The organism is Kutzneria kofuensis (genome assembly GCF_014203355.1).
Classification (GTDB): domain Bacteria; phylum Actinomycetota; class Actinomycetes; order Mycobacteriales; family Pseudonocardiaceae; genus Kutzneria; species Kutzneria kofuensis.
Window position 1 is genome coordinate 4,931,616 of sequence record NZ_JACHIR010000001.1, and the last position, 23,290, is coordinate 4,954,905.

At 70.3% G+C, this 23,290-nt stretch carries 24 protein-coding genes; 12 read left to right on the forward strand and 12 right to left on the reverse strand.

Going from position 1 to position 23,290, the window contains the following annotated elements:
• The first annotated feature begins 10 nt into the window (after positions 1-10).
• Positions 11-703, forward strand: coding sequence for a hypothetical protein (locus BJ998_RS22975; RefSeq protein ID WP_184864709.1), 693 nt, complete (start codon positions 11-13; stop codon positions 701-703).
• Here BJ998_RS22975 and BJ998_RS22980 read toward each other — a convergent pair.
• A complete protein-coding gene (locus tag BJ998_RS22980; protein ID WP_184864711.1) occupies positions 700-1,803 on the reverse strand; it encodes a trans-sulfuration enzyme family protein in 1,104 nt (367 codons plus the stop codon). The genes BJ998_RS22975 and BJ998_RS22980 overlap by 4 nt on opposite strands.
• A gap of 59 nt (positions 1,804-1,862) precedes the next feature.
• Here BJ998_RS22980 and BJ998_RS22985 point away from each other — a divergent pair, with 59 nt between their 5' ends.
• Together BJ998_RS22985 and BJ998_RS22990 are read left to right on the forward strand one after the other, a co-directional pair.
• Entirely contained in the window at positions 1,863-2,342 is a 480-nt protein-coding gene (locus BJ998_RS22985) for an Lrp/AsnC family transcriptional regulator (RefSeq protein ID WP_184864713.1), read from the forward strand.
• A gap of 60 nt (positions 2,343-2,402) precedes the next feature.
• Positions 2,403-3,833 carry a M1 family metallopeptidase gene (locus tag BJ998_RS22990; RefSeq protein ID WP_184864715.1) on the forward strand — a complete coding sequence of 477 codons (1,431 nt, stop codon included), beginning with the start codon at positions 2,403-2,405 and terminating at the stop codon, positions 3,831-3,833.
• Positions 3,834-3,888: 55 nt separating this feature from the next.
• On the opposite strand, the gene BJ998_RS22995 is transcribed toward BJ998_RS22990, so the two are convergent.
• Entirely contained in the window at positions 3,889-4,353 is a 465-nt protein-coding gene (locus tag BJ998_RS22995; protein WP_184864717.1) for a MarR family winged helix-turn-helix transcriptional regulator, read from the reverse strand.
• A gap of 127 nt (positions 4,354-4,480) precedes the next feature.
• Here BJ998_RS22995 and BJ998_RS23000 point away from each other — a divergent pair, with 127 nt between their 5' ends.
• Positions 4,481-5,704, forward strand: coding sequence for a glycosyltransferase (locus BJ998_RS23000; RefSeq protein ID WP_184864719.1), 1,224 nt, complete (start codon positions 4,481-4,483; stop codon positions 5,702-5,704).
• Between the two features lie 58 nt (positions 5,705-5,762).
• Here BJ998_RS23000 and BJ998_RS23005 read toward each other — a convergent pair whose 3' ends face one another.
• The 9 genes from BJ998_RS23005 to BJ998_RS23045 all read right to left on the reverse strand — a co-directional run bounded on the left by BJ998_RS23005 (position 5,763) and on the right by BJ998_RS23045 (position 13,413).
• Entirely contained in the window at positions 5,763-6,548 is a 786-nt protein-coding gene (locus tag BJ998_RS23005; RefSeq protein WP_184864721.1) for a succinate dehydrogenase iron-sulfur subunit, read from the reverse strand.
• Positions 6,548-8,302, reverse strand: coding sequence for a succinate dehydrogenase flavoprotein subunit (gene sdhA / locus BJ998_RS23010; protein WP_184864722.1), 1,755 nt, complete (start codon positions 8,300-8,302; stop codon positions 6,548-6,550). Before sdhA ends, BJ998_RS23005 begins: the two co-directional genes overlap by 1 nt.
• Before the next feature lie 18 nt (positions 8,303-8,320).
• A complete protein-coding gene (locus BJ998_RS23015; protein WP_184864724.1) occupies positions 8,321-8,731 on the reverse strand; it encodes a succinate dehydrogenase hydrophobic membrane anchor subunit in 411 nt (136 codons plus the stop codon).
• A 1-nt stretch (position 8,732) separates the two neighbouring features.
• On the reverse strand, positions 8,733-9,176 hold the full coding sequence (gene sdhC, locus BJ998_RS23020; protein WP_184864726.1) for a succinate dehydrogenase, cytochrome b556 subunit: 444 nt from the start codon (positions 9,174-9,176) through the stop codon (positions 8,733-8,735).
• Positions 9,177-9,349: 173 nt separating this feature from the next.
• Positions 9,350-9,955: an endonuclease V gene (locus BJ998_RS23025; protein ID WP_184868868.1), complete on the reverse strand. Its 606-nt coding sequence runs from the start codon at positions 9,953-9,955 to the stop codon at positions 9,350-9,352.
• Between the two features lie 50 nt (positions 9,956-10,005).
• Complete coding sequence (locus tag BJ998_RS23030) at positions 10,006-11,379, reverse strand: pentapeptide repeat-containing protein (protein ID WP_184864728.1); 1,374 nt, start codon at positions 11,377-11,379, stop codon at positions 10,006-10,008.
• Positions 11,376-11,771 carry a toxin-antitoxin system YwqK family antitoxin gene (locus tag BJ998_RS23035; RefSeq protein WP_184864730.1) on the reverse strand — a complete coding sequence of 132 codons (396 nt, stop codon included), beginning with the start codon at positions 11,769-11,771 and terminating at the stop codon, positions 11,376-11,378. The genes BJ998_RS23030 and BJ998_RS23035 overlap by 4 nt, the downstream gene beginning before the upstream one ends.
• Entirely contained in the window at positions 11,765-12,142 is a 378-nt protein-coding gene (locus tag BJ998_RS23040) for a toxin-antitoxin system YwqK family antitoxin (RefSeq protein WP_184864732.1), read from the reverse strand. Before BJ998_RS23040 ends, BJ998_RS23035 begins: the two co-directional genes overlap by 7 nt.
• Positions 12,139-13,413, reverse strand: a complete 1,275-nt coding sequence (locus BJ998_RS23045) for a YwqJ-related putative deaminase (protein WP_184864734.1) — start codon at positions 13,411-13,413, stop codon at positions 12,139-12,141. Before BJ998_RS23045 ends, BJ998_RS23040 begins: the two co-directional genes overlap by 4 nt.
• 252 nt (positions 13,414-13,665) lie before the next feature.
• Here BJ998_RS23045 and BJ998_RS23050 point away from each other — a divergent pair, with 252 nt between their 5' ends.
• The 6 genes from BJ998_RS23050 (at position 13,666) to BJ998_RS23075 (ending at position 20,458) form a co-directional block, all read left to right on the forward strand.
• Positions 13,666-14,814 carry a BMP family lipoprotein gene (locus BJ998_RS23050; RefSeq protein ID WP_184864736.1) on the forward strand — a complete coding sequence of 383 codons (1,149 nt, stop codon included), beginning with the start codon at positions 13,666-13,668 and terminating at the stop codon, positions 14,812-14,814.
• A gap of 76 nt (positions 14,815-14,890) precedes the next feature.
• Positions 14,891-16,444 carry an ABC transporter ATP-binding protein gene (locus tag BJ998_RS23055; RefSeq protein ID WP_184864738.1) on the forward strand — a complete coding sequence of 518 codons (1,554 nt, stop codon included), beginning with the start codon at positions 14,891-14,893 and terminating at the stop codon, positions 16,442-16,444.
• Positions 16,444-17,532, forward strand: coding sequence for an ABC transporter permease (locus BJ998_RS23060; protein ID WP_184864740.1), 1,089 nt, complete (start codon positions 16,444-16,446; stop codon positions 17,530-17,532). Before BJ998_RS23055 ends, BJ998_RS23060 begins: the two co-directional genes overlap by 1 nt.
• A complete protein-coding gene (locus BJ998_RS23065; RefSeq protein WP_184868869.1) occupies positions 17,532-18,791 on the forward strand; it encodes an ABC transporter permease in 1,260 nt (419 codons plus the stop codon). Before BJ998_RS23060 ends, BJ998_RS23065 begins: the two co-directional genes overlap by 1 nt.
• Positions 18,792-19,181 (forward strand): cytidine deaminase, encoded by a 390-nt coding sequence (locus BJ998_RS23070; RefSeq protein WP_184864742.1) that lies wholly within the window; start codon positions 18,792-18,794, stop codon positions 19,179-19,181.
• Positions 19,178-20,458, forward strand: coding sequence for a thymidine phosphorylase (locus BJ998_RS23075; RefSeq protein ID WP_184864744.1), 1,281 nt, complete (start codon positions 19,178-19,180; stop codon positions 20,456-20,458). The genes BJ998_RS23070 and BJ998_RS23075 overlap by 4 nt, the downstream gene beginning before the upstream one ends.
• 30 nt (positions 20,459-20,488) lie before the next feature.
• On the opposite strand, the gene BJ998_RS23080 is transcribed toward BJ998_RS23075, so the two are convergent.
• Positions 20,489-21,070, reverse strand: coding sequence for an SMI1/KNR4 family protein (locus BJ998_RS23080; protein ID WP_184864745.1), 582 nt, complete (start codon positions 21,068-21,070; stop codon positions 20,489-20,491).
• A gap of 131 nt (positions 21,071-21,201) precedes the next feature.
• Between BJ998_RS23080 and BJ998_RS23085 the strand changes: the two genes are divergently transcribed.
• Together BJ998_RS23085 and BJ998_RS23090 are read left to right on the forward strand one after the other, a co-directional pair.
• Positions 21,202-21,879 carry a hypothetical protein gene (locus BJ998_RS23085; protein ID WP_184864747.1) on the forward strand — a complete coding sequence of 226 codons (678 nt, stop codon included), beginning with the start codon at positions 21,202-21,204 and terminating at the stop codon, positions 21,877-21,879.
• An 80-nt stretch (positions 21,880-21,959) separates the two neighbouring features.
• Positions 21,960-23,192, forward strand: a complete 1,233-nt coding sequence (locus tag BJ998_RS23090) for a SatS C-terminal domain-containing protein (RefSeq protein WP_184864749.1) — start codon at positions 21,960-21,962, stop codon at positions 23,190-23,192.
• Positions 23,193-23,290 lie beyond the last annotated feature (98 nt).

Below are 23,290 nucleotides of genomic sequence, written 5' to 3' on the forward strand. Positions count from 1 at the left end.
GGAGCGCCAGATGAGCACCATCGGACGGCTACCGCTTATCTTCCGCCTGACGCACCCCTCGCGGGCCACGAAAATCATCATCGAGAGTGAGATGGCGCTCCAGTTCCACGGCCTGCGCGCGGCCACCCGCGTCGTCGGCCGCTGGCACCGGCGCACCGCTCGCACCGTCGATCGCGGCATGCGCCTCGGCTACGCCGTCGAGCGGCTGTGCCGGCGGGCCGTCGAGGCCGAGTCCCGGCCGCGCCGGGTCGGCTCGCAACTGCTCACCGCGACCCAGGCCCGGCGCCAGCTCGACCGCTCACCGGCCGTCGGCACCGCGGCGCTCAGTCGGATCGTGCTCGCCTCGGACGTCGAACGCCGACGGCTGCTGCGGTCGGTCGACCGCAAGATCGCGATGCTCGGCCGGCTGGCGGCCCGGCTGGAGCGGGACAGCGAGCGGCTGCAGTACCTGATCGAACGCTGCTATCTCGGGCCGCAGCAGGACATCCTGCTGGCGCGGTCGCTGGCCGGGGACGGGGAGGCGGACCGGATGCCGGTGGTGCGGGCGCTGCCCGACCTGACGTTCATGGTGCTGGCCGTCGGCCGGCTGGAGGTCGTCACGCACGAGGCGTCCGTGTGCCGGGAGGAGGCGCACGGGACCCGGGCGCTGTTCCCGTTCGTGCCCGAACAGCGCCACGAGCCCGCAGTCGCCGTCCGCAACTAGCTCTTGGACAGCGCCTGGTCCAGGTCGCTCCAGAGGTCCTCGACGTCCTCCAGCCCGACCGACATCCGCAGCAGCCGGTCGCCGATGCCGGCGCCGTGCCGGTCCTCCGCCGCGACGATGTGGTGGCTGAGCGAACCGGGGTGTTGGATCAGCGTGTCCACGCTGCCGAGGCTGACCGCCGGCGTGATCAGCTGGACCGCGCCGATCACGGCGTGCGGGTCGCCGACGACGTCGAAGGAGACCATCGGGCCGCCGATCCTCGGCCGGTGGACCCGCTCGACGCCCGGGTGGTCGGCGAGGCGGCGGGCCAGCTCGGTGGCCGTTTTCGACGCCTGAGCGATTCGGATCGGGAGCGTGGAGAGGCCGCGCAGCAACAGGTAGCCGGCCAGCGGGTGCAGGATGCCGCCGGTGGCGATGCGGACCGACCGGAGGCGGCGGGCGAACTCCTCGTCGCACGCCACGACGCCGCCGAGCACGTCGCCGTGGCCGCCGAGGAACTTGGTGGCGCTGTGGAGCACGATGTTCGCGCCCAGTTCGACCGGACGCTGCAACACCGGCGTGGCGAAGGTGTTGTCCACCAGGACGGGCACGTCGACGGTGATGGCCTCGATGTCCACTTCGGACAGTGTCGGGTTGGCCGGCGACTCGACGATCACCAGGCCGGTGTCCGCGCGGACGTCCTTCTCGATCGAGTCCACTGTGGACCAAGTGACGTCCGTGCCCAGCAGGCCGGAACCGATCAGGTGGTCGCTGGTGCCGTAGAGCGGGCGGACCGCGACGATGTGCGGCTTTCCTTGCGCCGCAACCGCGAGCAGGCAGGCCGACAGGGCCGCCATGCCCGTGGCGAAGGCCACCGCCGACTCGGTGCCCTCCAGGTTGGCCAGGGCCGTCTCGAACCTCGACACCGTCGGGTTGCCGACGCGGCCGTAGATCGGGCTGTTGCCCAGATTCACGCCGGCGGCCGCCAGGTCGAGGCGGGCCGCCTCCTCGTGGCTGTCGCGGGCGGGGTAGGTCGTGGAGAGGTCGATCGGGACCGCGTGCAGCCCCAGATCCGTCAGGTCCTCGCGGCCGGCGTGCACTGCCCTGGTGTTCAGCTCCATGCGGCACATCCTGGGCTGGTCACGGTGCTTTGCCGCAAATCCCGTACTAGATTCGGCGTATGGCCGATTCCGTGCGTCTCGATCCGGTTGATCTTGCCATTCTGCGGGAGCTGCAGAACGACGCCCGGATCAGCAACAAGGAGCTCGCCGCCGTCGTCGGCATCGCCCCGTCCACCTGCCTGGACCGGGTGGCCCGGCTGCGGTCCGCCGGCGTCATCGTCGGCACCGTGCTGCGGGTCGACGCCACCGCGCTCGGGCGGCCGTTGCAGGCGCTGTTGTTCATCCGGGTGCAGCCCCATCGCGGCGTGCTGGAGCCGTTCGTCAAGCACGCCCTCGCGCAGCCCGAGACCCGGGCCGTCTTCCACCTCACCGGCCCCGACGACTTCATGGTGCACGTCGCCGCCACCAGCGCCGCCGACCTGCAGCGGCTGGTGCTCGACGAGTTCACCGCCCGGCCCGAGGTCGCCCTCGTGCACACCACGCTGATCTTCCAGCAGTGGGACGGCGGTCCGCTGCTGCCACCTACGACTTCCGGCTGAGGCTTGTTCGGACCTGAGGGTGACGCATGTTGATCGGCGCGGTCCCTACCTTCGGACCGCATGAGGGTTTTGCTCATCACAGCGGCGATTCTGTTGGGCGCCACCGGGACCGCGGTCGCCGCTCCGCCGACCGCCGGCGCCGGGAACCTGGGGGACCGGCTGTTCCCCGACCTCGGCAACGGCGGCTACGACGCCCAGTCCTACGACGTCAGCTACGACTACCAGCCGGGCGTGACCACGATGAAGTCGTCGGTGGTCATGCGGGCCCGGGCCACGCAGGCGTTGTCGGCGTTCAGCCTCGACTCGCTGGTGGCCAGGATCGGGTCCGTCACCGTCGACGGCCGGCCGGCGGCGTTCCGCACCGAGGGCGAGAAGCTCGTCGTGACACCGGCTTCCGCGATTCGGGACCACTCGACGTTCGACGTGCGGATCGACTACACCTCGGACCGGAACCTGGACCCGCCCTCGCCCGCGCTGCACCTGCCGTCGGGTGTCGACTGGCCCTTCAAGGCCTGGGTGAACACGCCCGACGGCTTCGCCTTCATGGGGCAGCCGGACCGGGCGCACCTGTTCTTCCCGTCCAACGACCACCCCAGTGACAAGGCGCGGTTCACGTTCCGTGTCACCACTCCCAGCGACCTCACCGCGGTGTCCAACGGCTCGCTCGTGTCCCGTGTGGTGAACGGCGACCACACCACCTACGTGTGGCGGACCGCCCAGGAGATTCCCACCGACATCACCCAGGTCGCCGTGGGCAAGTTCCGGGAGATCGACCAGACCGGCCCGCACGGGCTGCCCGTGCGGAGCTTCATGACCACCGCGCAGGCCGGCGGCGACGACCTCGTGCGGCAGACTCCCGCGCAGCTCGACTGGCTGGAGAAGACCCTGGGACTGCCCTTCCCGTTCGAGCGCTACGGCGTGCTCGGCGTGAACAGCGCGTACGACGGTGTCGCGCTCGAGACCGCATCCATGTCCACCTACGGCGCCGCCGGCTTCCTGCAGCCCGCCGCCCGGGTCGCGCCGATCATGGTGCACGAGATGGCGCACCAGTACTTCGGCGACGCCGTTTCCGTTCGCAGCTGGGACGACATGTGGCTCAGCGAGGGCCATGCCACCTACTACCAGATGCTGTACGCCGGCGGCATCGACGACGCCATGAAGGGCATGTACGCCGAGGACGGCCACCTGCGGGGCGACTGGGGTCCGCCCGCGCACATGCGCAACGCCGGCGCCACTCTGCTCGGCAGTGACGGCACCGGCGCGCTTTCCCTGTACGCCCTGCGCCAGCTCGTCGGCGACCAGACCTTCCAGCGCATCGAGCGGACCTTCTTCACCCAGTTCCACGGCCGCTCCGCCCGTACGCAGGACTACATCGACGTCGCCAACCGGGTCTCCGGCCGCGATCTCACGTCGTTCCTGACGTCCTGGCTCTACGGCGCCACCACCCCGCCCATGCCCGGCCACCCGGACTGGAAGCCCGCGCAGTCGTAGGACCGTGCCGGCCGGAGGTGAAGACCGACCTGCATGAGGACGTCGGAGCGGTCGGTCACTGCTCCGGGTCGTCGCCGAGCTGTTGCGCCATCGTGTGCATGGCGGCGTTGAGCGCCGTCATCACCCGCGCGCAGGCTTCGACGTCCCGCGGGTCGAGCGTCTCGGCGATCGGCGCCAGCAACCGCATCTCCTGCGCCAGTATCTGGTCGAAGAGCTGCCGGCCGGCCGCGCTGAGCCGGAGCAGGCGTGACCGACGATGCGCCGGGTTGGGCACGAACTCGATCAGTCCTCGGTCGTGCACCGCGTCGGCCAGTCGTTGCACGACCTGCCGGGGCAGCAGCAGCGACCGGCCGATCTGGGGCACGGTGCTCTCGCCCGCGGCGTTCAGCTGTTCCATGATCGCACGCTCCGGCAGCGACAGCCCGATCTCCGCCAGCGCCTCGCCCAACACCTTCGCGGTGGACGTCTGCAACGGGCGGAGGGTGAACAGCACGGCGTGGAGGTGGTCTTCCCCGGACATGGGGCCATGGTGTCACGCGGCAATATGACACCATTAGTGTCATATTGACACCCTGAGTGTCAATCTGTCACGGTTGGGGGGACCGCGAATCGCGCGGACGAGCAGGGGGAGAGCAATGGCTCGGATCGTGATCTTGACTGTAGGCACGCACGGCGACGTGGCGCCCCTGGTGGGCCTGGGCACACGGCTACTGGCCGCGGGGCACCAGGTCGTTGTGACCGTCCCCGAACGGCTCACTCGACTGGTGGCCGACGCCGGTCTCGAACACCGCCCGCTCGACGTCGAGCCGGCCGTCCGGCCGGGGACGGAAGAGGCCCGGGCGGCGCATCGACCGGGTGCTCGGGGCACCGCGTCGGTGATCCGGCTCGCCGTCGGGAAGATGGGGCGGCTGGTCCCCGCGATGCATGCCGCCGCCGACGGTGCGAACATCGTGCTGTGCACGTTCGGCACGGCGCCCGCGGCCATGCCCATCGCCGAGGCACACGGTGCGCCGTGTCTGCTGGTGCCGTTCCAGATCGCCGAACCCACCCGGGAGTTCGGGCCGACGTTCCTCGGCGGACGTGATCTCGGCCCCTGGCTGAACCGGGCGGTCCCGGAGTTGGTGGGCCGGCTGGGGATGCGGGCCTTCGCCGGACTCATTCGCGAGGTGCGCGCCGATCTCGGACTGCCGGCCGAGGTGGCCCCGGCCTACCGTTCGGGGGCGGTGCCCACGCTGTACGGGATCTCGCCCGCCGTGGTGCCCCGCCCGGCGGACTGGCGCGACAACGTTCAACTGGCCGGCTACTGGTGGTCGCCCCGGCCGAGCGGCTGGCGGCCCTCCGAGGACCTGGAGTGCTTCCTCGCCGACGGGCCGCCTCCGATGTACGTCGGATTCGGCAGCGTCAGCGTCGGCAAGGCCGAGTCGCTCAGCCGGGCGGTGCTCGACGCCATCCACCGCACCGGCATGCGGGCCGTCGTGCAGCGCGGCTGGGAGGGCCTGGACGTCAGCGGCGACAACATCTTCACCATCGACGAAGTCCCGCACGACTGGCTGTTCCCGCGAGTCGCCGCCGCCGTCCACCATGCCGGCGCCGGCACCACCGCCGCCACCCTTCGAGCCGGCATTCCGTCCGTGCCCGTGCCGTTCGTCTACGACCAGGGGTTCTGGGCCCGCCGCCTCGTCACCCTCGGCGCCGCGCCCCGCGCCATCCCCGCCGCGCGCCTGTCCGGCGGACGCCTGGCCGCCGCCATCACCAGTGCTGCCACCGAATCCCGCTTCGCTCGGGCCGCGGCGGCGATCGCCGGGCGCATCGCCGAGGAGGACGGGGCCGCGCCGGTGCTGGCGGCCATCGACCGGCTCGTCGCCGCCTGAGCGAACGACGAGGCCCTCACCGACCAGGGGGCGGTGAGGGCCTCGACGTGAGTGCCGGTCAGACGCGCTTGAACAGCAGGGCGCGCTTGACCTCCTGGATGGCCTTGGTGACCTGGATGCCACGGGGGCAGGCGTCGGTGCAGTTGAAGGTGGTGCGGCAGCGCCACACGCCGTCGACGTCGTTGAGGATGTCGAGCCGCTCCTCGGCGCCCTCGTCCCGGCTGTCGAAGATGAAGCGGTGCGCGTTGACGATCGCCGCCGGGCCGAAGTAGGAGCCCTCGGTCCAGTACACCGGGCACGAGGTGGTGCAGCAGGCGCACAGGATGCACTTGGTGGTGTCGTCGAACCGAGCGCGGTCGGCGGCGGACTGGATGCGCTCGCGGGTCGGCTCGTGGCCGGTGGTGATCAGGTACGGCTTGACGGCACGGAACGCCTCGAAGAACGGCTCCATGTCGACCAGCAGGTCCTTGTGCACCGGCAGGCCCTTGATGGGCTCCATGGTGATGGTGGTCGGCTTTCCGTTGCCGGCCAACAGGTCCTTCACCAGGACCTTGCACGCCAGCCGGTTGACGCCGTTGATGCGCATGGCGTCGGACCCGCACACGCCGTGCGCGCAGGAGCGGCGGAAGGTCAGCGAGCCGTCGATGTACCACTTGATGTAGTGCAGGACGTTGAGCACCCGGTCGGTGGGCAGCGCCGGCACCTCGAACGACTGCCAGCGCGGCTCGTCGTCGAACTCCGGGTTGAACCGGCGGATCTGCACGGTGATGGTGACCGCGCCGGGCGGCACCGGCGGCTGCGAGCCGCGGGAACCCGAGGGCGCGGTATCGGTCGTCGCGGTCATCAGTACTTGCGCTCCATCGGCTTGTACCGGGTGAAGGTCACCGGCTTGTAGTCGAGACGGATGTCGGCGGACAGGCTGTCGCCCTGCTTGTACGCCATGGTGTGCCGCATGAAGTTCGTGTCGTCGCGGCTCGGGTAGTCCTCCCGGGCGTGCCCGCCGCGGGACTCCTTCCGGGCCAGCGCGCCGACGACCAGGATCTCGGCCAGCTCCAGCAGGAAGCCGAGCTCGACGGCCTCCAGCAGGTCGGTGTTGAAGCGCTTGCCCTTGTCCTGCACGGCGACGTTGCCGTACCGCTCCTTGAGCTGCTGCACGTCGTGCAGCGCCTGCTTGAGCGTGTCCTCGGTGCGGTACACGGCGGCGTTGGCGTCCATCGTGTTCTGCAGCGCGATCCGCAGGTCGGCGACGCGCTCGGAACCGGTGGAGGTGCGCAGCCCCTCGACCATCGTCTCGACCAGGGCGGCCGGGTTCTCCGGCAGCTCCACGTGGTCGTGCACGGTGGCGGCGTACTCGGCGGCGGCGATGCCGGCCCGCCGGCCGAACACGTTGATGTCCAGCAGCGAGTTGGTGCCCAGCCGGTTCGCGCCGTGCACGGACACGCAGGCGCACTCGCCGGCGGCGTACAGGCCGGGGACGACGTTCTCGTTGTCCCGCAACACCTCGGCGTGCACGTTGGTCGGGATGCCACCCATCGCGTAGTGCGCGGTCGGGTACACCGGCACCGGCTCGGTCACCGGGTCCACACCCAGGTAGGTGCGGGCGAACTCGGTGATGTCGGGCAGCTTGGTCTCCAGCACCTCGGCCCCGAGGTGCGTGCAGTCCAGCAGCACGTAGTCCTTGTGCGGACCGGCGCCGCGGCCCTCCAGCACCTCCAGCACCATGGAGCGGGCGACGATGTCGCGCGGCGCCAGGTCCTTGATGGTGGGGGCGTAGCGCTCCATGAACCGCTCGCCGTCGGCGTTGCGCAGGATCGCGCCCTCGCCGCGGGCGCCCTCGGTGAGCAGGATGCCCAGGCCGGCCAGGCCGGTCGGGTGGAACTGGTAGAACTCCATGTCCTCCAGCGGCAGGCCCTTGCGGAACACGATGCCCATGCCGTCGCCGGTCAGGGTGTGCGCGTTCGAGGTGGTCTTGAAGACCTTGCCGAAGCCTCCGGTGGCGAACACGACCGCCTTGGCCTGGAACACGTGGATCTCGCCGGTGGCCAGCTCCAGCGCGACGGCGCCGGTGCAGACCTGGCCGCCCGGCGTGTCGGTCATGCACACGTCGAGCACGTAGAACTCGTTGAAGAACTCGATGCCGTGCTTGACGCAGTTCTGGTACAGCGTCTGGAGAATCATGTGCCCGGTGCGGTCGGCCGCGTAGCACGCGCGCCGCACGGCGGCCTTGCCGTGGTCGCGGGTGTGGCCGCCGAAGCGCCGCTGGTCGATCCGGCCCTCGGGGGTCCGGTTGAACGGCAGGCCCATCTTCTCCAGGTCGAGGACCGCGTCGATGGCCTCCTTGCACATGATCTCGGCGGCGTCCTGGTCGGTGAGGTAGTCACCGCCCTTGATCGTGTCGAAGGTGTGCCACTCCCAGTTGTCCTCCTCGACGTTCGCGAGCGCGGCGCACATGCCGCCCTGCGCCGCGCCGGTGTGGGAGCGGGTGGGGTAGAGCTTGGTCAGCACCGCGGTGCGGACGCGCTGGCCGGCCTCGATGGCGGCGCGCATCCCGGCGCCGCCGGCGCCGACGATGACCACGTCGTACTTGTGTACCTGCATGTCCGGCGTCTCCCGCGGTCAGCCGCTGATGTTCGGGTCGAAGGTGAAGATCACGAAGCTGCCCAGCGCCAGGATCAGCGCCATGGACACGTACAGCAGGATCTTCAGCCAGAACCGCGTGGTGTCCTTGCGCGCGTAGTCGTTGATCACGGTGCGCAGGCCGTTGCCGCCGTGGAGCTCGGCCAGCCACAGCATGGACAGGTCCCAGAACTGCCAGAACGGCGACGACCAGCGGCCGGCGACGAAGGCGAAGTTGATCCGGTGCACGCCGCCGTCGAGGATGTTCATGATGAACAGGTGCCCGAGCACGAGCACGATCAGCAGCAGGCCGGACAGCCGCATGAACAGCCAGCTGTAGAGCTCGAAGTTGCTGCGGCGGGCGGCCGGGCGGCGCGGGCTGCGCGGCGCGGAGATGTTCAGGGTGCTCATGTCAGTTGCCACCGCCGAAGACCGTGATGAAGCTGCGCTGGAGCATGAAGTACGCACCGGGCACCATCACGACCACCCAGATCACGATGATCGCCCACAGCATCGGGCGCTGGTAGCGCGGGCCCTTGGCCCAGAAGTCGACCAGCATGATCCGGACACCGTTGAGCGCGTGGTACAGCACGGCGGCGACCAGGCCCAGCTCCAACAGGTTGACGACCGGGTTCTTGTAGAGCTCGATCACCTTGTCGTAGGCGTTCGGCGAGACCCGAACGACCGCGGTGTCCAACACGTGCGCGAACAGGAAGAAGAAGGTCAGCACCCCGGTGATCCGGTGGGCCACCCAGGACCACATGCCCAGGTCACCGCGGTAGACGGTGCTACCGCGTCGGCTGCTGCCCCCTGTTCCCTCTGCTGCGCCCGTCGGCGGGGCGGTGGTACTGGCCATGGTGCGCGTGGCCTCCAGCGTCAGTGGTGGGCGCGGCCCCAGGCGTCATTCGGGACGAATTCGGGTCACGGGGCCTTGACCCTCCGGATGCTAGACCGGGGGCCTGCGCCTGGCCCAACGGCGACGGGCGGTCTGTGATCGATGAGACACGCAACGGTGTGGTCCAGGCGGCTTTAACGATCAAGAACCAGTGCCTCCCGGCACAGGTGGTCGGCCCGCCTGGTGGTCTCCGGCTGGCGGTACTTCGGGGCCAGCCGCAGCACCTGCGCGCACGCGGTGTCCAGATCGATCCGGTGTCCGATCGAGACGAACAGCGGCTTGATCTCCCGCTGGGTGCGCAGCGCCCGGCCGACGACGTCGCCGCCGTCCGTCAGCTCCGTCCAGTCGCCGCGCTCCGGGCCGGGCGGGTCGTAGTGCCCCATCGGGGTCTTGGCCACGCCGATCGACGGCAGCCCGGTGACCACACCGAGGTGGCTGGCCAGGCCGAACCGGCGCGGATGGGCCACACCCTGACCGTCGCAGATCAACAGATCGGGCGACGTCGTCAGCCGTTCGAGCGCGCCCAGCAGCGCCGGCAGCTCACGGAACGCGAACAGGCCTGGCACGTAAGGGAAATCTGTGACCCCCGGCACAACGACCTGATCCACCGTTTCGAGTGACGCGATGTCCAGCACCACCACCGCGGCGGCCAGGCGGTCCTCGTCGTACGCCACGTCCAGGCCGGCGGCGGTGCGCGGGGCGAAGCCGGCCGGCGGACGCGGGTCCACCAGCGGCGCCATCCGCAGCTGCAGCGCCACCGCCTCGTCCGGCGTGGCCGGCCAGTCTTCGATCACGTGAAATGCCTCTCCGACGCCACCTCGCCGTGCTCGTCGAAGATCCGCTCGCGGGCCAGTCGGCCGTCCGGGTGCCAGTCCCGGGCGACGCCGACGATCACGCCGCGGCGCACCGTCAGCTCCGACTTCGGCGTGCCGTCCTCGTACCACTCGCGGCGCGGGCCGTCCTCGACGCCGTAGCGGTAGGTCGCCAGCGACGTCACCTCGCCGCTGTAGCCGTGCACCACCGCCTCGCCGGTGAAGAGCTTGCCGTCGATGTGCAGCCGCGCCCCGGAGTCGTACTGCACGGTGGCCACCGCGAGTTCGACCCTCGGCAGCGGCGCCTCGTCCGGCGGCGCCTCGCGCTCGTCGAGCAGGAAGCCGTTGTCGTCCCAGCGCTGGATCTTGCGCACGCCGCCCTTCGGATCGTAGACGGTGAGCTCCTTGAGGCGACCGTTCTCATGCCAGCGCCGCCATTCGCCGACGCGGACGCCCTGCTCGTGCCGGCCCTCCGCGTCCGGCGCCCACCACGGTCCGTCCGCCAGGCCGTCCCGGTACGACGTCACGCGGTCGTCGTCGGCGACCTCACCCGTGAACACCTTGCCGTCGACGTGAAGCAGGTCCTGTTCCTCGGTCGTTTGGGCCCGGTCGACCCTCGTCGTCGGCTCGCCGCGCTCGTCCCAGCGGCGGTCGCCGTCCTCCGCGAGCATTCCGTTGGGATGCCAGCGCTTCTGGCCGTCGCTGCGCAGAATCCCGCTGTCGTACCAGGTTCGGGCCGGGCCATCCTGGACGCCGTCGCGGTAGGTCTCCAGCGACAGCAGGCGATCCCCGTTCTCGCGGACCAGTTCGCCGGTGAACGGCTCGCCCCCGTGCAGCAGCCGGCCCTGCTCGTCCCGGGTCGGCGCGTCCGTGTACACCTCGATCCGCTTCGCCCTGCGCGGCAGGAAGGCCCCGTCCAGCACCGCGTCCGTCAGGTCGGCCGTGGCCAGGTCCGCGTCGTCCAGCATCGCCGCCGTCAGGTCCGCGCCGCGCAGGTTCGTGTCCTTGAACACCGCCGCGATCGCCGTCACCCGGGTCAGGTTCGCGTTGGCGAGATTCGCCCCCGTCAGGTTCGCGTCGTCCAGGTTCGCGTCCGCCAGCTGCGCATCGCCCAGGTCCGCCCCGCCCAGGTTTGCGCTGGTCAGCTGGGCGCTGTCCAGCTCCGCCCGGCGCAGCACCACGTCCCTCAGGTCCGCGCCCAGCAGCACCGCCCCGCTCAACGGCGCCCCCGTCAGGTCCGCGCCGCGGAAGTCCAGGCCCGTGAAGTCGCCGAAACCCTCGTCGAGCCAGTCCTCCAGCGCGACCGCCGCTTCGTCATCGTCCGGCCAGCGGACCGGCAGCCACTCACTCACCCTTCAAACGTACTGTCACCGGACCGGTCTCGACATCCCCGCTCTTCGGACGCCTCACGCCGGCCGTCCTCGTCCCACCGGCTCTCCGCCGCCGGCAGCCCGCGTTCGTCGAACCACTGCTCCCTGGCCGGCCGGCCGTTCGGGTGCCACTCCCGCGCCGGCCCGACGACCCGTCCATTGTGGACGGTCAGCTCGGACCTGAGCTCCTCGCCGTCGTACCACTCCCGCTGCGCACCCTCGCGGATCCCGTCCACGTAGGTGACCAGCGACCTCACCTCGTCGAGCCAGTTGTACGTGACGGCCTCGCCCGTGAACGGGACCCCTTCGAAGACGAGCCGACCGCTGTCGTCCCAGTCGACGTCGGCTGACTGGACGTCGATCAGTCTCACCATTCGCCGCCGTGCAGGCCCTGGGATTCCCGGTCGACGATGAGGACGTCGTTCTCGTCCCACATCTGCGTCTTGCGGATGTCGCCCCAGCGGTCGAGCAGCTTGTACGACTTGAGCTTGCCGCTCGGGTACCACTCCCGCCACTCGCCCACGGCATGGCCGCCGGCCGACTGACCCTCGACCTGCTTGCTGCCGTCCGGGTAGTACTCGATGGACGGACCATGCTCGAGGCCGTCCTGGTAGCTGGTGACGGCGACGACGCGTCCGTTCTCGGTGTCGACGACTTCGCCCGTGAACGGCACGCCGTTCAGCCGGACCATCCAGCCGTCCTCGGTGTCCGAGGTGGTCTGCTCGCGGTTCACGCGTTCGGTCATTGCTCAGCCTTCGAGTGCAGTTCGTAGCGGTGGTCCTTGGGGTGGAACGAGAAACGGCCGGCGTAGCTCGGCACCCCGTGCAGGATATTGTCGCAGTTGGCGCAGGCGCCGGCTTCCTTGCCCAGGTGCATGTTGTCGCTGTTGCCGTACAGGAACCGCGGGTCGAAGCGCATCTCCTTGAGACTCTCGGGAGTCACCGTCTCCCCGTTGCGCTCCCGCTCCCACAGCAGCTCGTTGACGGCCTTGACCTCGGCGTGCCGCAGCGGCTTGTCATGGTGTGCCTGGCCGTCGAAGCTGGTGAGCTCGTTGCCGTGCTCGTCGACGACCGGGTGCTTCCAGGCGCCCATGTCCTTGAGGTTCTGCTGCAGCACCGGGTGCAGGTGTTCGGGCTCGACCAGGTCGGTCGACCGGCCGTTGACGCCTTCGGTGACCGTGCCGGTCTTCAGGTCGATCGCCAGTGCCGAGCAGGGGCCTTCCTTTCTGGGATTGACGCCGGGGGCGATCGCCTCGGCCCGCTGCGTCGACAGGTCCTGCACGTACTCCTTGACCGGCTTGCCGTTGACGGTCTTGATCAGGCCGTTTTCGTACTCGACCTGGTGCGTCTTGGGATCGATCCGCTCCACGACGGCCCCGCGGCCCTTGTCGACCGGCCCGGTCGGCGTGGTCTGCGGAGCGTGGCCGGGATCACGCGCGGGTGGGATCTGCGGGGGATGCTCGTTCGGCGCGCCGGCGGACGGCGGTTTGCGCGGTCCGTCCAGGTCGCCGCTGATGTTGCTGCGGCTGCCGGGCAGCTTCGGCGGCTGCTTGTCGTGGCCGTTTCCGCTCTCGCCGACGTCGGAGCCGGATCGCTCGCCGCCGCCGGGCAGCTTCTTCGGGTCCGACTCCTTGCCGCCGGTGCTGACCGCGGAGGCCGTGCGGGTGCTGCCGCCGGGCAGGTGCTTGGCCTTGTTGTCGGGGTGGTTGCGGTCGAGCAGGTCCTTGGCGTTGCGGTCGGCCTCCTCGTGCAGGTCGCCGGTCTTGCCGAGGTTCTGCCCGGCCTTGTCGGCGACCCGGCCGCCCTCCTTGAACACCTTGCCGGTGATCTGCACCCCGCGACCCATGGCCTTGGCGATCACGGCGCCGATGCCCGATCGGTCGTTGCCGGCGTGGTCCACCAGGTTCTGCCCGGCCGTCTCCAGCTTCTCGCCGGCGGTCCCCACGGTCTGCCCGAACCGCGACAGCATGCTGCCCGACCGGCGCAGATGGTCCGGGTTGGTGTGGATCTTGCTCACGCAGCGGCCTCCCCGTGTCCCAGTTGACCGGTCCGACGCATCCGACGGCCCTATGGTTCCTGGTCACAGTCTGTCACCGCTTGCCGACAATTCGTCCGAGCGGGTCAACGATTCGGTTACACGGACCGTGACCGGTGTCGGCTTCCCGGGACCGGGAGGTACCGTTTCGCCCTCGGCGGGACCGACACCGACAACGGGGTCGGGGCATCTGAGCTCGTCGAAGCAGGGAGAGGACGACAAACCGTGCGTCGAATGCGTGGAGTAGCGGTAGCGGCGATCGCGCTGACCAGCGTGGTGTCGCTGGCCGCGTGTGCCAAGGACAGCACGTCCAGTGCGGGCGGCGGCAGCACCAGCTCGGCTTCGGGCAGCGGCTGCAAGCTGGCCACGCCGCCCAACGCCACGGCGGCGGGCACGAGCACCACCTCCGGCTCGACCAAGGTCGACGGCAGCGCGCTCAAGGTGGGCCTGGCCTACGACATCGGCGGACGCGGCGACGCCTCGTTCAACGACGCCGCGGCGGCGGGGCTGGACCTGGCCAAGGCGCAGCTGGGCATCAAGGCGGAGAACATCAAGGAGACCACCGCCGCGCCGAACGAGTCGGACTCGGCGAAGGAGACGCGGCTGCGCCAGCTGGCCCAGGAGGGCTTCAACCCGATCGTCACGGTCGGCTTCGCCTACGGCCCGGCGCTGCAGAACGTCGCCAAGGACTTCCCGAACACCAAGTTCGCCATCGTCGACTCCACGGTGGAGAACTCACCCAACGTGACCCCGCTGACCTTCACCGAGGAGCAGGGCTCCTTCCTGGTCGGCGTGATCGCGGCCTACAAGTCCAAGGCCTGCCACGTCGGTTTCGTCGGCGGCGTGAACGTGCCGCTGATCCAGAAGTTCCAGGCCGGCTTCGACGCGGGCGCCAAGGCGGCCGCGCCGGACATCAAGATCGAGGACAAGTACATCACGCCAGCCGGTGACTTCACCGGCTTCCAGGCTCCGGACAAGGGCCGCCTGGTCGCCCAGGGCGAGCTCTCCGCCGGCGCCGACGTGATCTACCAGGCGGCCGGCAACTCCGGCAAGGGCATCTTCGACGCGGTCAAGGCCAAGGGCGGCGCCTACGCCATCGGCGTCGACTCCGACCAGTACAAGCAGGCCGGCGTGGCCGACGACAAGGACATCATCATCTCCTCGATGATGAAGCGCGTCGACACCGCGGTGTACGACTTCCTGCGCGGCGTCGCGTCCAACGACCTGACCACCATCCCGAAGGTCTTCGACCTCTCGGTGGGCGGTGTGGACTACGCCACGTCCGGCGGCAAGGTGGACGACATCAAGAGCACCGTCGACGCCTACAAGGCGCAGATCATCTCCGGCGCGATCAAGGTCCCCTCGACGCTGTCCGGCAGCTGACCACAGCGGCAAGCACACCTACCGCGGGCCCGCCAGGATTGGCCGGGCCCGCGGTAGTGCTGTAAGGAGTTGCCCCATGACCACCGCCACCGACCTCGGCGCGCCCGCGGTCGTGCTCACCGGGATCACCAAGCGTTTCCCCGGCGTCGTGGCCAACGACGACATCAGGCTCACCGTCCGGGCCGGCGAGGTGCACGCCCTGTGCGGCGAGAACGGCGCCGGCAAGTCCACCCTGATGAAGATCCTCTACGGGATGCAGCAGCCGGACGAGGGAACCATCGAGGTGGACGGGGCCGAGGTCCGGTTCCGCACGCCGGCGGACGCCATCAAGGCCGGCATCGGCATGGTGCACCAGCACTTCATGCTCGCCGACAACCTCACCGTGCAGGAGAACGTCGTGCTGGGCGCGGAGGCGCTGCACGGCATCGGCGGCCGGGCGCGGGCCCGCATCCAGGAGCTGGCCGGGCAGACCGGCCTGCGCGTCGACCCCGGCGTGCTGGTCGAGCAGCTGGGCGTGGCCGACCGGCAGCGGGTGGAGATCCTCAAGGTGCTCTACCGCGGCGCCCGGATCATCATCCTGGACGAGCCGACGGCCGTGCTGGTGCCGCAGGAGGTCGACGAGCTGTTCGACACCCTGCGCGGCATGCGGGAGCAGGGCTTCACGTTCCTGTTCATCTCGCACAAGCTGGACGAGGTGCGCGCGATCGCCGACAGCATCACGGTGATCCGCCGCGGCACCACCGTCGGCACCGTCGACCCGAAGACGGTCACCTCGCGCCAGCTGGCCGAGATGATGGTCGGCTCCGAGCTGCCCAGCCCGGAGACCCGTGAGTCCACGGTGACCGACCGGGCCGTGCTCACGGTCGCCGGCCTGCACCTGTCCGACGCGGGTGGCCGAGCCATCCTCGACGAGATCGACCTGGCCGTGCACGCGGGCGAGATCCTCGGCATCGCCGGCGTCGAGGGCAACGGCCAGACCGAGCTGGTCGAGGCGATCATGGGCATGCGCAAGGCCGACGGCGGCTCGGTGCTGCTGGTCGGCTCCGGCGGCGAGATCTCCGATCTGACCAAGGTCAACACGCTGCACCGCCGCGAGGCCGGCATCGGCTACATCCCGGAGGACCGGCACCGCCACGGCCTGCTGCTCACGCAGTCCCTGTGGTTCAACCGAATCCTGGGCTTCCAGACCCGGCGACCGGTGGTCAACGGGCGTTGGCTGGACGTGGAGGGGGCCCGCGCCGACACCCGCCGCATCGTCGAGCAGTTCGACGTCCGCACGCCCGGCATCGAGGTGCCGGCGGCGGCGCTGTCGGGCGGCAACCAACAGAAGCTCATCGTCGGCCGCGAGTTGTCCGGCGACCCGGTGCTGCTGATCGCCTCGCACCCCACCCGCGGCGTCGACGTCGGCGCGCAGGCGCTGATCTGGGAGCAGATCAAGCAGGCCCGCGCGGCCGGCCTGGCCGTGCTGCTGGTGTCCGCGGACCTGGACGAGCTGATCGGCCTGTCCGACACGATCAAGGTGATGCTGCGCGGACGGCTGGTGGCGGACGCCGATCCGGCGACGGTCACGCCCGAGGAACTGGGCAGCGCCATGACCGGCGCGACGACCGGTGGAGAGGAAGAGGCCTGATGCGCTCACTGCGTGGCAAGTTGCTGCCGCCGGTGGCGGCGATCGTGTTCTCGGCCCTGCTGTGCTCGGTGGCGCTGATCATCTCGGGCCGCAACCCGGCCCAGGCGCTGGCGGCGATGGTGGTGCAGGTCGGCCACGGCACCACGGCCGTCGACATCGTCAACAGCGCCAGCGTGTACTACCTGGTCGGCATCGCCGTCGCGATCGGGTTCAAGATGAACCTGTTCAACATCGGCGTCGAGGGCCAGTACCGGATCGGCGCGGTGTTCGCGGCGATCGTCGGCGGCGAGCTGAGCATGCCGCCGGTGCTCGGCCAGATCGTGATCATCGGGGTCGCGATGCTCGGCGGCGCGTTGTTCGCGGCGCTGCCGGCGATCCTCAAGGTCACCCGCGGCGTCAGCGAGGTGATCACCACGATCATGCTGAACGCCATCGCCGGCGGCATCATCGCGCTGCTGATCAAGCCGGGCGCGTTCGGCGTGCTGAGCAACAACAACATCAGCACCCCGCCGATCCCGTCCTCCAACGTGATTCCCGGCATCTCGCTCGGCTCGGCCGGCACGGTCTTCGGCCTGGTGCTGTTGGCCGTCCTGGTCGGTGTCGGCTACTGGGTGATGCTCAACCGCACCCGGTTCGGCTTCGAGCTGCAGGCCTCCGGCGAGTCGCCGACCGCGGCCACCGCCGGTGGCGTCGACGCCAAGCGCATGATCGTCATCGCGATGCTGCTGTCCGGCGCGATCGCCGGCCTCACCGCGCTGCCCGAGGTGCTCGGCCGCGACCACGCCTACACGCTGATCTCCCCGCAGGGCTACGGCTTCACCGGCATCGCGGTCGCGCTGCTCGGCCGGAACAACCCGGGCGGCATCGCGTTCGGCGCGCTGCTGTGGGCCTTCCTCGACCAGTCCGCGGTGTCACTGGACAACATCCAGGTGCCACGGGAGATCGTCACCATCATGCAGGGCGCGATCGTGCTGTCCGTGGTCGTGTCCTACGAGGTGATCCGCAGGCTCGAACTGGCCGCCGAGCAACGCCGGGTCGGCAGCCAGCTGGCGGCGACGGCCGCCGTGACCACCGGGAGCGCGTCGTGATCGACACCACCGCAGCGCCGTCGACCACCCCGGCCGCGCCCGTCAAGCGCCGGATTCCCGGCTGGGCCAACGGTGTGCTGTGGACCCTCGCGTCCATCGTGCTGCTCACCGTGACCGCCGACCTGACCGGCCTGGCCAACATCACGGCCACCCCGACCATCCAGGCCGGCCTGCAACTGGCCGTGCCGCTGCTGCTGGCCGGACTCGGCGGCCTGTGGGCCGAACGGGCCGGCGTGGTCAACATCGGGCTTGAGGGCATGATGATCCTCGGCACCTGGGGCGCGGCCTGGGCCGGCTACCAGTGGGGCCCGTGGGCGGCCGTGCTGGGCGGCATCGTGTTCGGCGCGCTCGGCGGCCTGCTGCACGCGCTGGCCACGGTCACCTTCGGCGTCAACCACATCGTCTCCGGTGTGGCGATCAACCTGCTCGGCGCCGGCGTCGCCAAGTACCTGTCCACGCTGCTGTTCGCGCCGGTGTCGCACAACCCGCGGCAGTCGCCGAAGGTGCCGTCGTTCGACACCTACTCGGCGCAGCCGGTCGCGGACTGGTTGGCCGATCTGGAGAAGCAGCAGCGGTACGTGGTCTCCGACGTCGCCGGCATCCTGCACGGCGTGCTGTCGGGTGTGTCACCGCTGACGATGATCACCATCCTGCTGGTGCCGGCCAGCTACCTCCTGTTGTGGCACACCCGGTTCGGCCTGCGGCTGCGGTCGTGCGGCGAGAACCCGGTCGCGGCGGAGTCGCTCGGCGTCAACGTGTACCGGCAGAAGTACCTCGCGGTGATCGTCTCCGGCGCGTTCGCCGGGCTCGGCGGCGCGGCGCTGGTGCTGGCCCCCGGCCAGAACGGCTACCTGGAGAACCAGACCAACGGCCGCGGCTACATCGGTCTGGCCGCCATGATCTTCGGCAACTGGCGGCCCGGCGGCCTGCTCGGCGGCGCGGCGCTGTTCGGCTACGCCGACGGCCTGCAGACGCTGACCGACGGCAAGACGGTGCTGGGCCTGTTCTACGGCATCTCGCTGCTGATCTGGGTGATCGCGCTGGTGCAGCTGATCCGTCGCAAGTGGATCGTCGGGCTGATCGGTGTCGTCGTCGGCGGCGCGCTCTACCTGCTGTACCTGTCGATCGACTCGCTGCCGCAGGAGCTGACCACCTACCTGCCGCACATCGTGACGATCGTGGTGCTCGCCATGTCGTCCCAACGATTGCGAATGCCCGCGGCGGACGGCCTGGTGTACCGACGAGGACAGGGAAGTTAGTTGTCCACTGTGGATTGGGAGAGCTTGCGGCGACAGGCCGTGGCCGCGGCGGCGTCGGCCTACTGCCCCTACTCGGGGCTGCGGGTCGGGGCCGCCGCCCTGTGTGACGACGGCCGCGTCGTGACCGGCTGCAACGTGGAGAACGCCGCCTACGGCGTGGCGTTGTGCGCCGAGTGCACGATGGCCGGGCAGCTGCGGCTGACCGGCGGCGGCCGGTTCGTGGCCGTGGCGTGCCGCAGCGGCGAGGGCGAGCTGCTCATGCCGTGCGGCCGTTGCCGTCAGATCATCTACGAGCTGGGCGGCCCGGACTGCCTGGTCGACACCCCGCGCGGTGTGCTTACGATGCGGGAAGTTCTGCCAGACGCGTTCGGACCAGAGGACCTGCCGTGAGTCACTTCAACGCCGTCGACATCATCCGCGCCAAGCGGGACCGGCAGGTTCTGACCGGCGAGCAGATCGACTGGATGGTCGACGCGTACACCCGTGGCGCGGTCGCCGACGAGCAGATGTCCGCGCTGGCCATGGCGATTCTGCTGAACGGCATGAGCGCCGAGGAGACCGCGCGGTGGACGCGGGCGATGGTCGAGTCCGGCGAGCGGCTGTCGCTGGACGTGGACAGGCCGACCGTGGACAAGCACTCCACCGGCGGCGTCGGCGACAAGATCACGTTGCCGCTGGCGCCGTTGGTGGCCGCCTGTGGCGCGGCCGTGCCGCAGCTTTCCGGGCGGGGCCTCGGGCACACCGGCGGCACGCTGGACAAGCTGGAGTCCATTCCGGGCTGGCGGGCCCAACTGTCCACTGAGGACATCCGTGCCCAGCTGCGGTCGGTCGGCGCGGTCGTCTGCGCCGCCACGGAGGGGCTCGCGCCCGCCGACCGCAAGCTGTACGCGCTGCGGGACGTCACCGGGACCGTCGAGTCGGTGCCGCTGATCGCCAGCTCCATCATGAGCAAGAAGATCGCCGAGGGCGCCGGGTCGCTCGTGCTGGACGTGAAGGTCGGCTCCGGCGCGTTCATGAAGAACCTCGACGACGCCACGGAGCTGGCCCGGGCGCTGGTGTCCATCGGCGTCGACAACGGCCTGAAGATCAGCGCCGTGCTGACGGACATGTCCGTGCCGCTGGGCAATGCCGTCGGCAACGCCATCGAGGTCGCCGAGTCGGTCGAGGTGCTCAAGGGCGGCGGACCGGCCGACGTGGTGGAGCTGACCGTCGCGCTGGCGCGGGAGATGCTCTCGTTGGCTGGACTGTCCGATGTGGACCCGGCCGCGGTGTTGTCGTCCGGCGACGCCTACGAGACGTGGTGCCGGATGATCTCCGCCCAGGGCGGCGACCCGGAGGCCCCGCTGCCCACCGCCGAGCACGTCGAGGTCGTCGAGGCGGCCGAGGACGGTGTGCTGATCGGCTTGGACGCTTACGCCGTCGGCGTCGCCGCGTGGCGGCTCGGCGCCGGGCGGGCCCGCAAGGAGGACCCGGTGCAGCACGCCGCCGGCGTGATGTGCCTGGCCAAGCCCGGCGACACCGTCGAAAAGGGACAGCCGCTGCTCGAACTGCGCACCGACACCCCCGAGCTGCTGGCCGCCGGCCGCGACGCCCTCGCCGACGGCATCGTGATCGGCGACGCCCCGGCCGACCATCGGTCCCTGGTCATCGACACCATCAGGGGCTGAGCGGAGTCGCCCCGCGCGGCACAGGTACTGCTAGCTCGTCCGCCAGTCGATGCGGCCGTCGGTGGTGGTCTCGGGGCGGCAGTGCCGCACCTTCGACCGCTCCTCCAGCGCGGTGGCGATCTGCTCCAGCATCTCCGTGATGCTGCGCCATTCCGGCCCGTGCGCCTCGGCCCGCTCGTGGTCCCACTCCAGCACGCAGCCGCGCTGCGGGCCTGGCCGCAGGTCGACCACGAGCGCGTCGCCGAGGCCGTCGAATGCGAACGGAACCCAGAGCGGGTGGTAGCTGTTGCCGGCCGACCCCGCCTCGGGGCCGCATTCCGGCGTGTCCCAGGCGTCGGCCCATAGCTTGCGCTGCACGCGGAACGCGTCCATTGCGCCCTGCGGGCCGTGCGGTGTGTAGAAGGGCGGGATGATCTCGGCGAACGCCGAATTCCCGGTGCCACCGCACACCGACCACCACTCGTGCAGGTCGTCGGGCAGCTCGACACCGATCTCCTGCTCCAGGATCACGACATCTTCCCGGTCCGCCATCGTGCGCAGCACCGACCCCGTCGACGGTGCGTAGAAGGACAGCCAGCGCACGATCCGACCCCACGCGTCGGCCACTGCCATCCGTTCATGATCGAGTAAGAACGGCGGTGCCGGTACCGCTCATCGGAGGACGATCAGGCGAATCCCGTCTCCGGCTGACGGCATCGGGCGCAACGCGTTAACCTGCCCGGACGCGTGCGAGGGAGGCTGTCGTGTCGGACACCGAGACGATGTGGGCGCCCCCGGACGACGGCCGCCCGCCCGGACGCCCGGACCGCGGGCCGATGATCGCCTTCCTGGTCGTGCTGGTGATCGCGCTGCTGGCCGCCGCGGTGATGGGCGGCTACCTGCTCGGCCTGCACACCGCACAGTCCGAACAGGCCGCGCAGCCGTCGACCATCGCACCGACCACGACGTCCGCGCCGCCGACGACCACCACCACCACCACGGACGCGACGACCACTACCACCACCGACACGACCACCGTCACCACGACGACCGCCATCGGCGCCGGCACCATCCGCAACGCGACGCCGGCCGGCACACCGATCGTGCTCAACGTCGGCTACGGCGTGAACCTGGACAGCACCCAGCCCAACTGGGACGTGGTCCAGAACAACGATCCCGCCTACGTCACCGACCTCCGGTTCGACACCCAGGACACCGTGCTGGCCTCCGGCCGCGGCTTCGCGCCGGCGCAGCCGAACGCCGGCTACGCCGACTGCGTGGCCGCCACCGCGTACACGCCGCTGCTGGATCTGGACCAGATCCTGGCCGGTGGGGCGTACTGCACGACCAGTCCTCAAGGCCGGTTCGCGCTGGTCGTGTTCCATCCCGCGGTCGGCGGACAGCTCACCTTCGACCTCACCGTGTGGGAGAAGACCCCCTAGTCAACTGTGATGATCCGGCGACCACGTAGGCTCTGCCCCGTTCCCGCAGACAGCGCTGGCCGTGACCGGGAGGTCTCCAGATGGCTCAGGACATCGTCCCGATCGAGCTCGGGCTCCCCCAGGGCGACCTGATCACGTTGTGGGCGCCGCGCTGGCGCGAGGAGGGCGAGGAGTGGGAGGCGTTCCTCGGGCACGAGGAGGACCTCTACGCCTTCCCGGACGCCGCGCGGCTGGCCGCCTTCGTGCGCACCGTCACCGAGCACGACCTGACCGACCACCCCGCGTGGCACGTGCTGCCCGCGCTGTCGGCCGTCGAGCTGGTGCCGGACGAGAACCACCAGTTCGACCTCGTCGGCGTGCCCGAGCTGGTCTCGGAGGACCCCGACACCTGGACCATCGGCGAGCTCGCCGACGTGGTGTCGATCCTGCGCTCGCTGGCCGACGTGTGCGAGCTGGACAAGGTCAACGAGGTGCTCGACTCGGTGGACGGCTTCGCGCTGCTGCCGCAGGGCACCTTCCCGTTCACCGGCCGGGACGGCGAGCGCCGCTGGACCGAGCTGGCCAAGGTCGTCGTCGACCGCTGGGACGAGGTGCTGGACGCGATCGACGCGATCGTCACCGTGCCCGACGTCGACGAGAAGGCACTGGCCGAGGCCGAGAAGGAGCTGGCCGACGCCGAGGCGCAGCTGGCCGAGGAGACCGAGGCCGACGAGGACGCCGCCGAGCGTGAGCCCCACGACGAGCCGGAGGACCTGGGCTTCTGGGGCGAGGTCGGCATCGACCCGATCAAGATCATCCTCGGTGACAACGAGTACTACACGCTGCGCTGCTACGTCGACGACGAGCCGGTGTTCCTCGGCTCCTCCGGCGAGATCGACGTCTTCACCTCGGCCAAGGCGCTCGGCCGGTTCCTGGTGAACACCGGCAACGAGCTGGCCGGCAACGACATCACCGAGGTCGCCACCTGGGACGAGGTCGCCACCAAGGCCACCGCCGGCGAGCTCGAGGTCGAGGTGCACGACGACAACGTCTACGTGCTCAACGGCATCGCCGAGGACATCGCCGAAGGCCCCGACTCGATGGACCCGGTGCAGCTGGACCTGGCCGTCGAGCTGCTGGAGGACGCCGCGGCCTGGGCCGGCGACGACTCCGTGAGCGAGGCCCTGGCCCAGTCCGAGAGCCTGGGCTGGCTGGTCTCCTTCGTCGTGCGCCCCGACCCGACCCGCCTGGCGCCGAGCGCCCCCTTCAACGCCGAGGTCGAGGCCTGGAAGGGCCTGGTCGAAACCTTGGAGAACCGCTTCAGGACTCATTAGCGCCGCCTTCGGCGTCGCGGCTCGGCCCCTTCGGGGGCCGATGCCTCGCCCTTGCCGGATTTCGCCCGCCGCGTCGGCTTGGGTGGGGGGCGCGTTTG

Bases quoted from the DNA above. Each gene is read 5' to 3' on its own strand.
- BJ998_RS22975 (WP_184864709.1), top strand. From the start codon at position 11: ATGAGCACCATCGGACGGCTACCGCTTATCTTCCGCCTGACGCACCCC.
- BJ998_RS22980 (WP_184864711.1), bottom strand. From the start codon at position 1,803: ATGGAGCTGAACACCAGGGCAGTGCACGCCGGCCGCGAGGACCTGACG.
- BJ998_RS22985 (WP_184864713.1), top strand. From the start codon at position 1,863: ATGGCCGATTCCGTGCGTCTCGATCCGGTTGATCTTGCCATTCTGCGG.
- BJ998_RS22990 (WP_184864715.1), top strand. From the start codon at position 2,403: ATGAGGGTTTTGCTCATCACAGCGGCGATTCTGTTGGGCGCCACCGGG.
- BJ998_RS22995 (WP_184864717.1), bottom strand. From the start codon at position 4,353: ATGTCCGGGGAAGACCACCTCCACGCCGTGCTGTTCACCCTCCGCCCG.
- BJ998_RS23005 (WP_184864721.1), bottom strand. From the start codon at position 6,548: ATGACCGCGACGACCGATACCGCGCCCTCGGGTTCCCGCGGCTCGCAG.
- sdhA (WP_184864722.1), bottom strand. From the start codon at position 8,302: ATGCAGGTACACAAGTACGACGTGGTCATCGTCGGCGCCGGCGGCGCC.
- BJ998_RS23015 (WP_184864724.1), bottom strand. From the start codon at position 8,731: ATGAGCACCCTGAACATCTCCGCGCCGCGCAGCCCGCGCCGCCCGGCC.
- sdhC (WP_184864726.1), bottom strand. From the start codon at position 9,176: ATGGCCAGTACCACCGCCCCGCCGACGGGCGCAGCAGAGGGAACAGGG.
- BJ998_RS23025 (WP_184868868.1), bottom strand. From the start codon at position 9,955: ATGGCGCCGCTGGTGGACCCGCGTCCGCCGGCCGGCTTCGCCCCGCGC.
- BJ998_RS23035 (WP_184864730.1), bottom strand. From the start codon at position 11,771: ATGGTGAGACTGATCGACGTCCAGTCAGCCGACGTCGACTGGGACGAC.
- BJ998_RS23040 (WP_184864732.1), bottom strand. From the start codon at position 12,142: ATGACCGAACGCGTGAACCGCGAGCAGACCACCTCGGACACCGAGGAC.
- BJ998_RS23050 (WP_184864736.1), top strand. From the start codon at position 13,666: ATGCGTGGAGTAGCGGTAGCGGCGATCGCGCTGACCAGCGTGGTGTCG.
- BJ998_RS23055 (WP_184864738.1), top strand. From the start codon at position 14,891: ATGACCACCGCCACCGACCTCGGCGCGCCCGCGGTCGTGCTCACCGGG.
- BJ998_RS23060 (WP_184864740.1), top strand. From the start codon at position 16,444: ATGCGCTCACTGCGTGGCAAGTTGCTGCCGCCGGTGGCGGCGATCGTG.
- BJ998_RS23080 (WP_184864745.1), bottom strand. From the start codon at position 21,070: ATGGCAGTGGCCGACGCGTGGGGTCGGATCGTGCGCTGGCTGTCCTTC.
- BJ998_RS23090 (WP_184864749.1), top strand. From the start codon at position 21,960: ATGGCTCAGGACATCGTCCCGATCGAGCTCGGGCTCCCCCAGGGCGAC.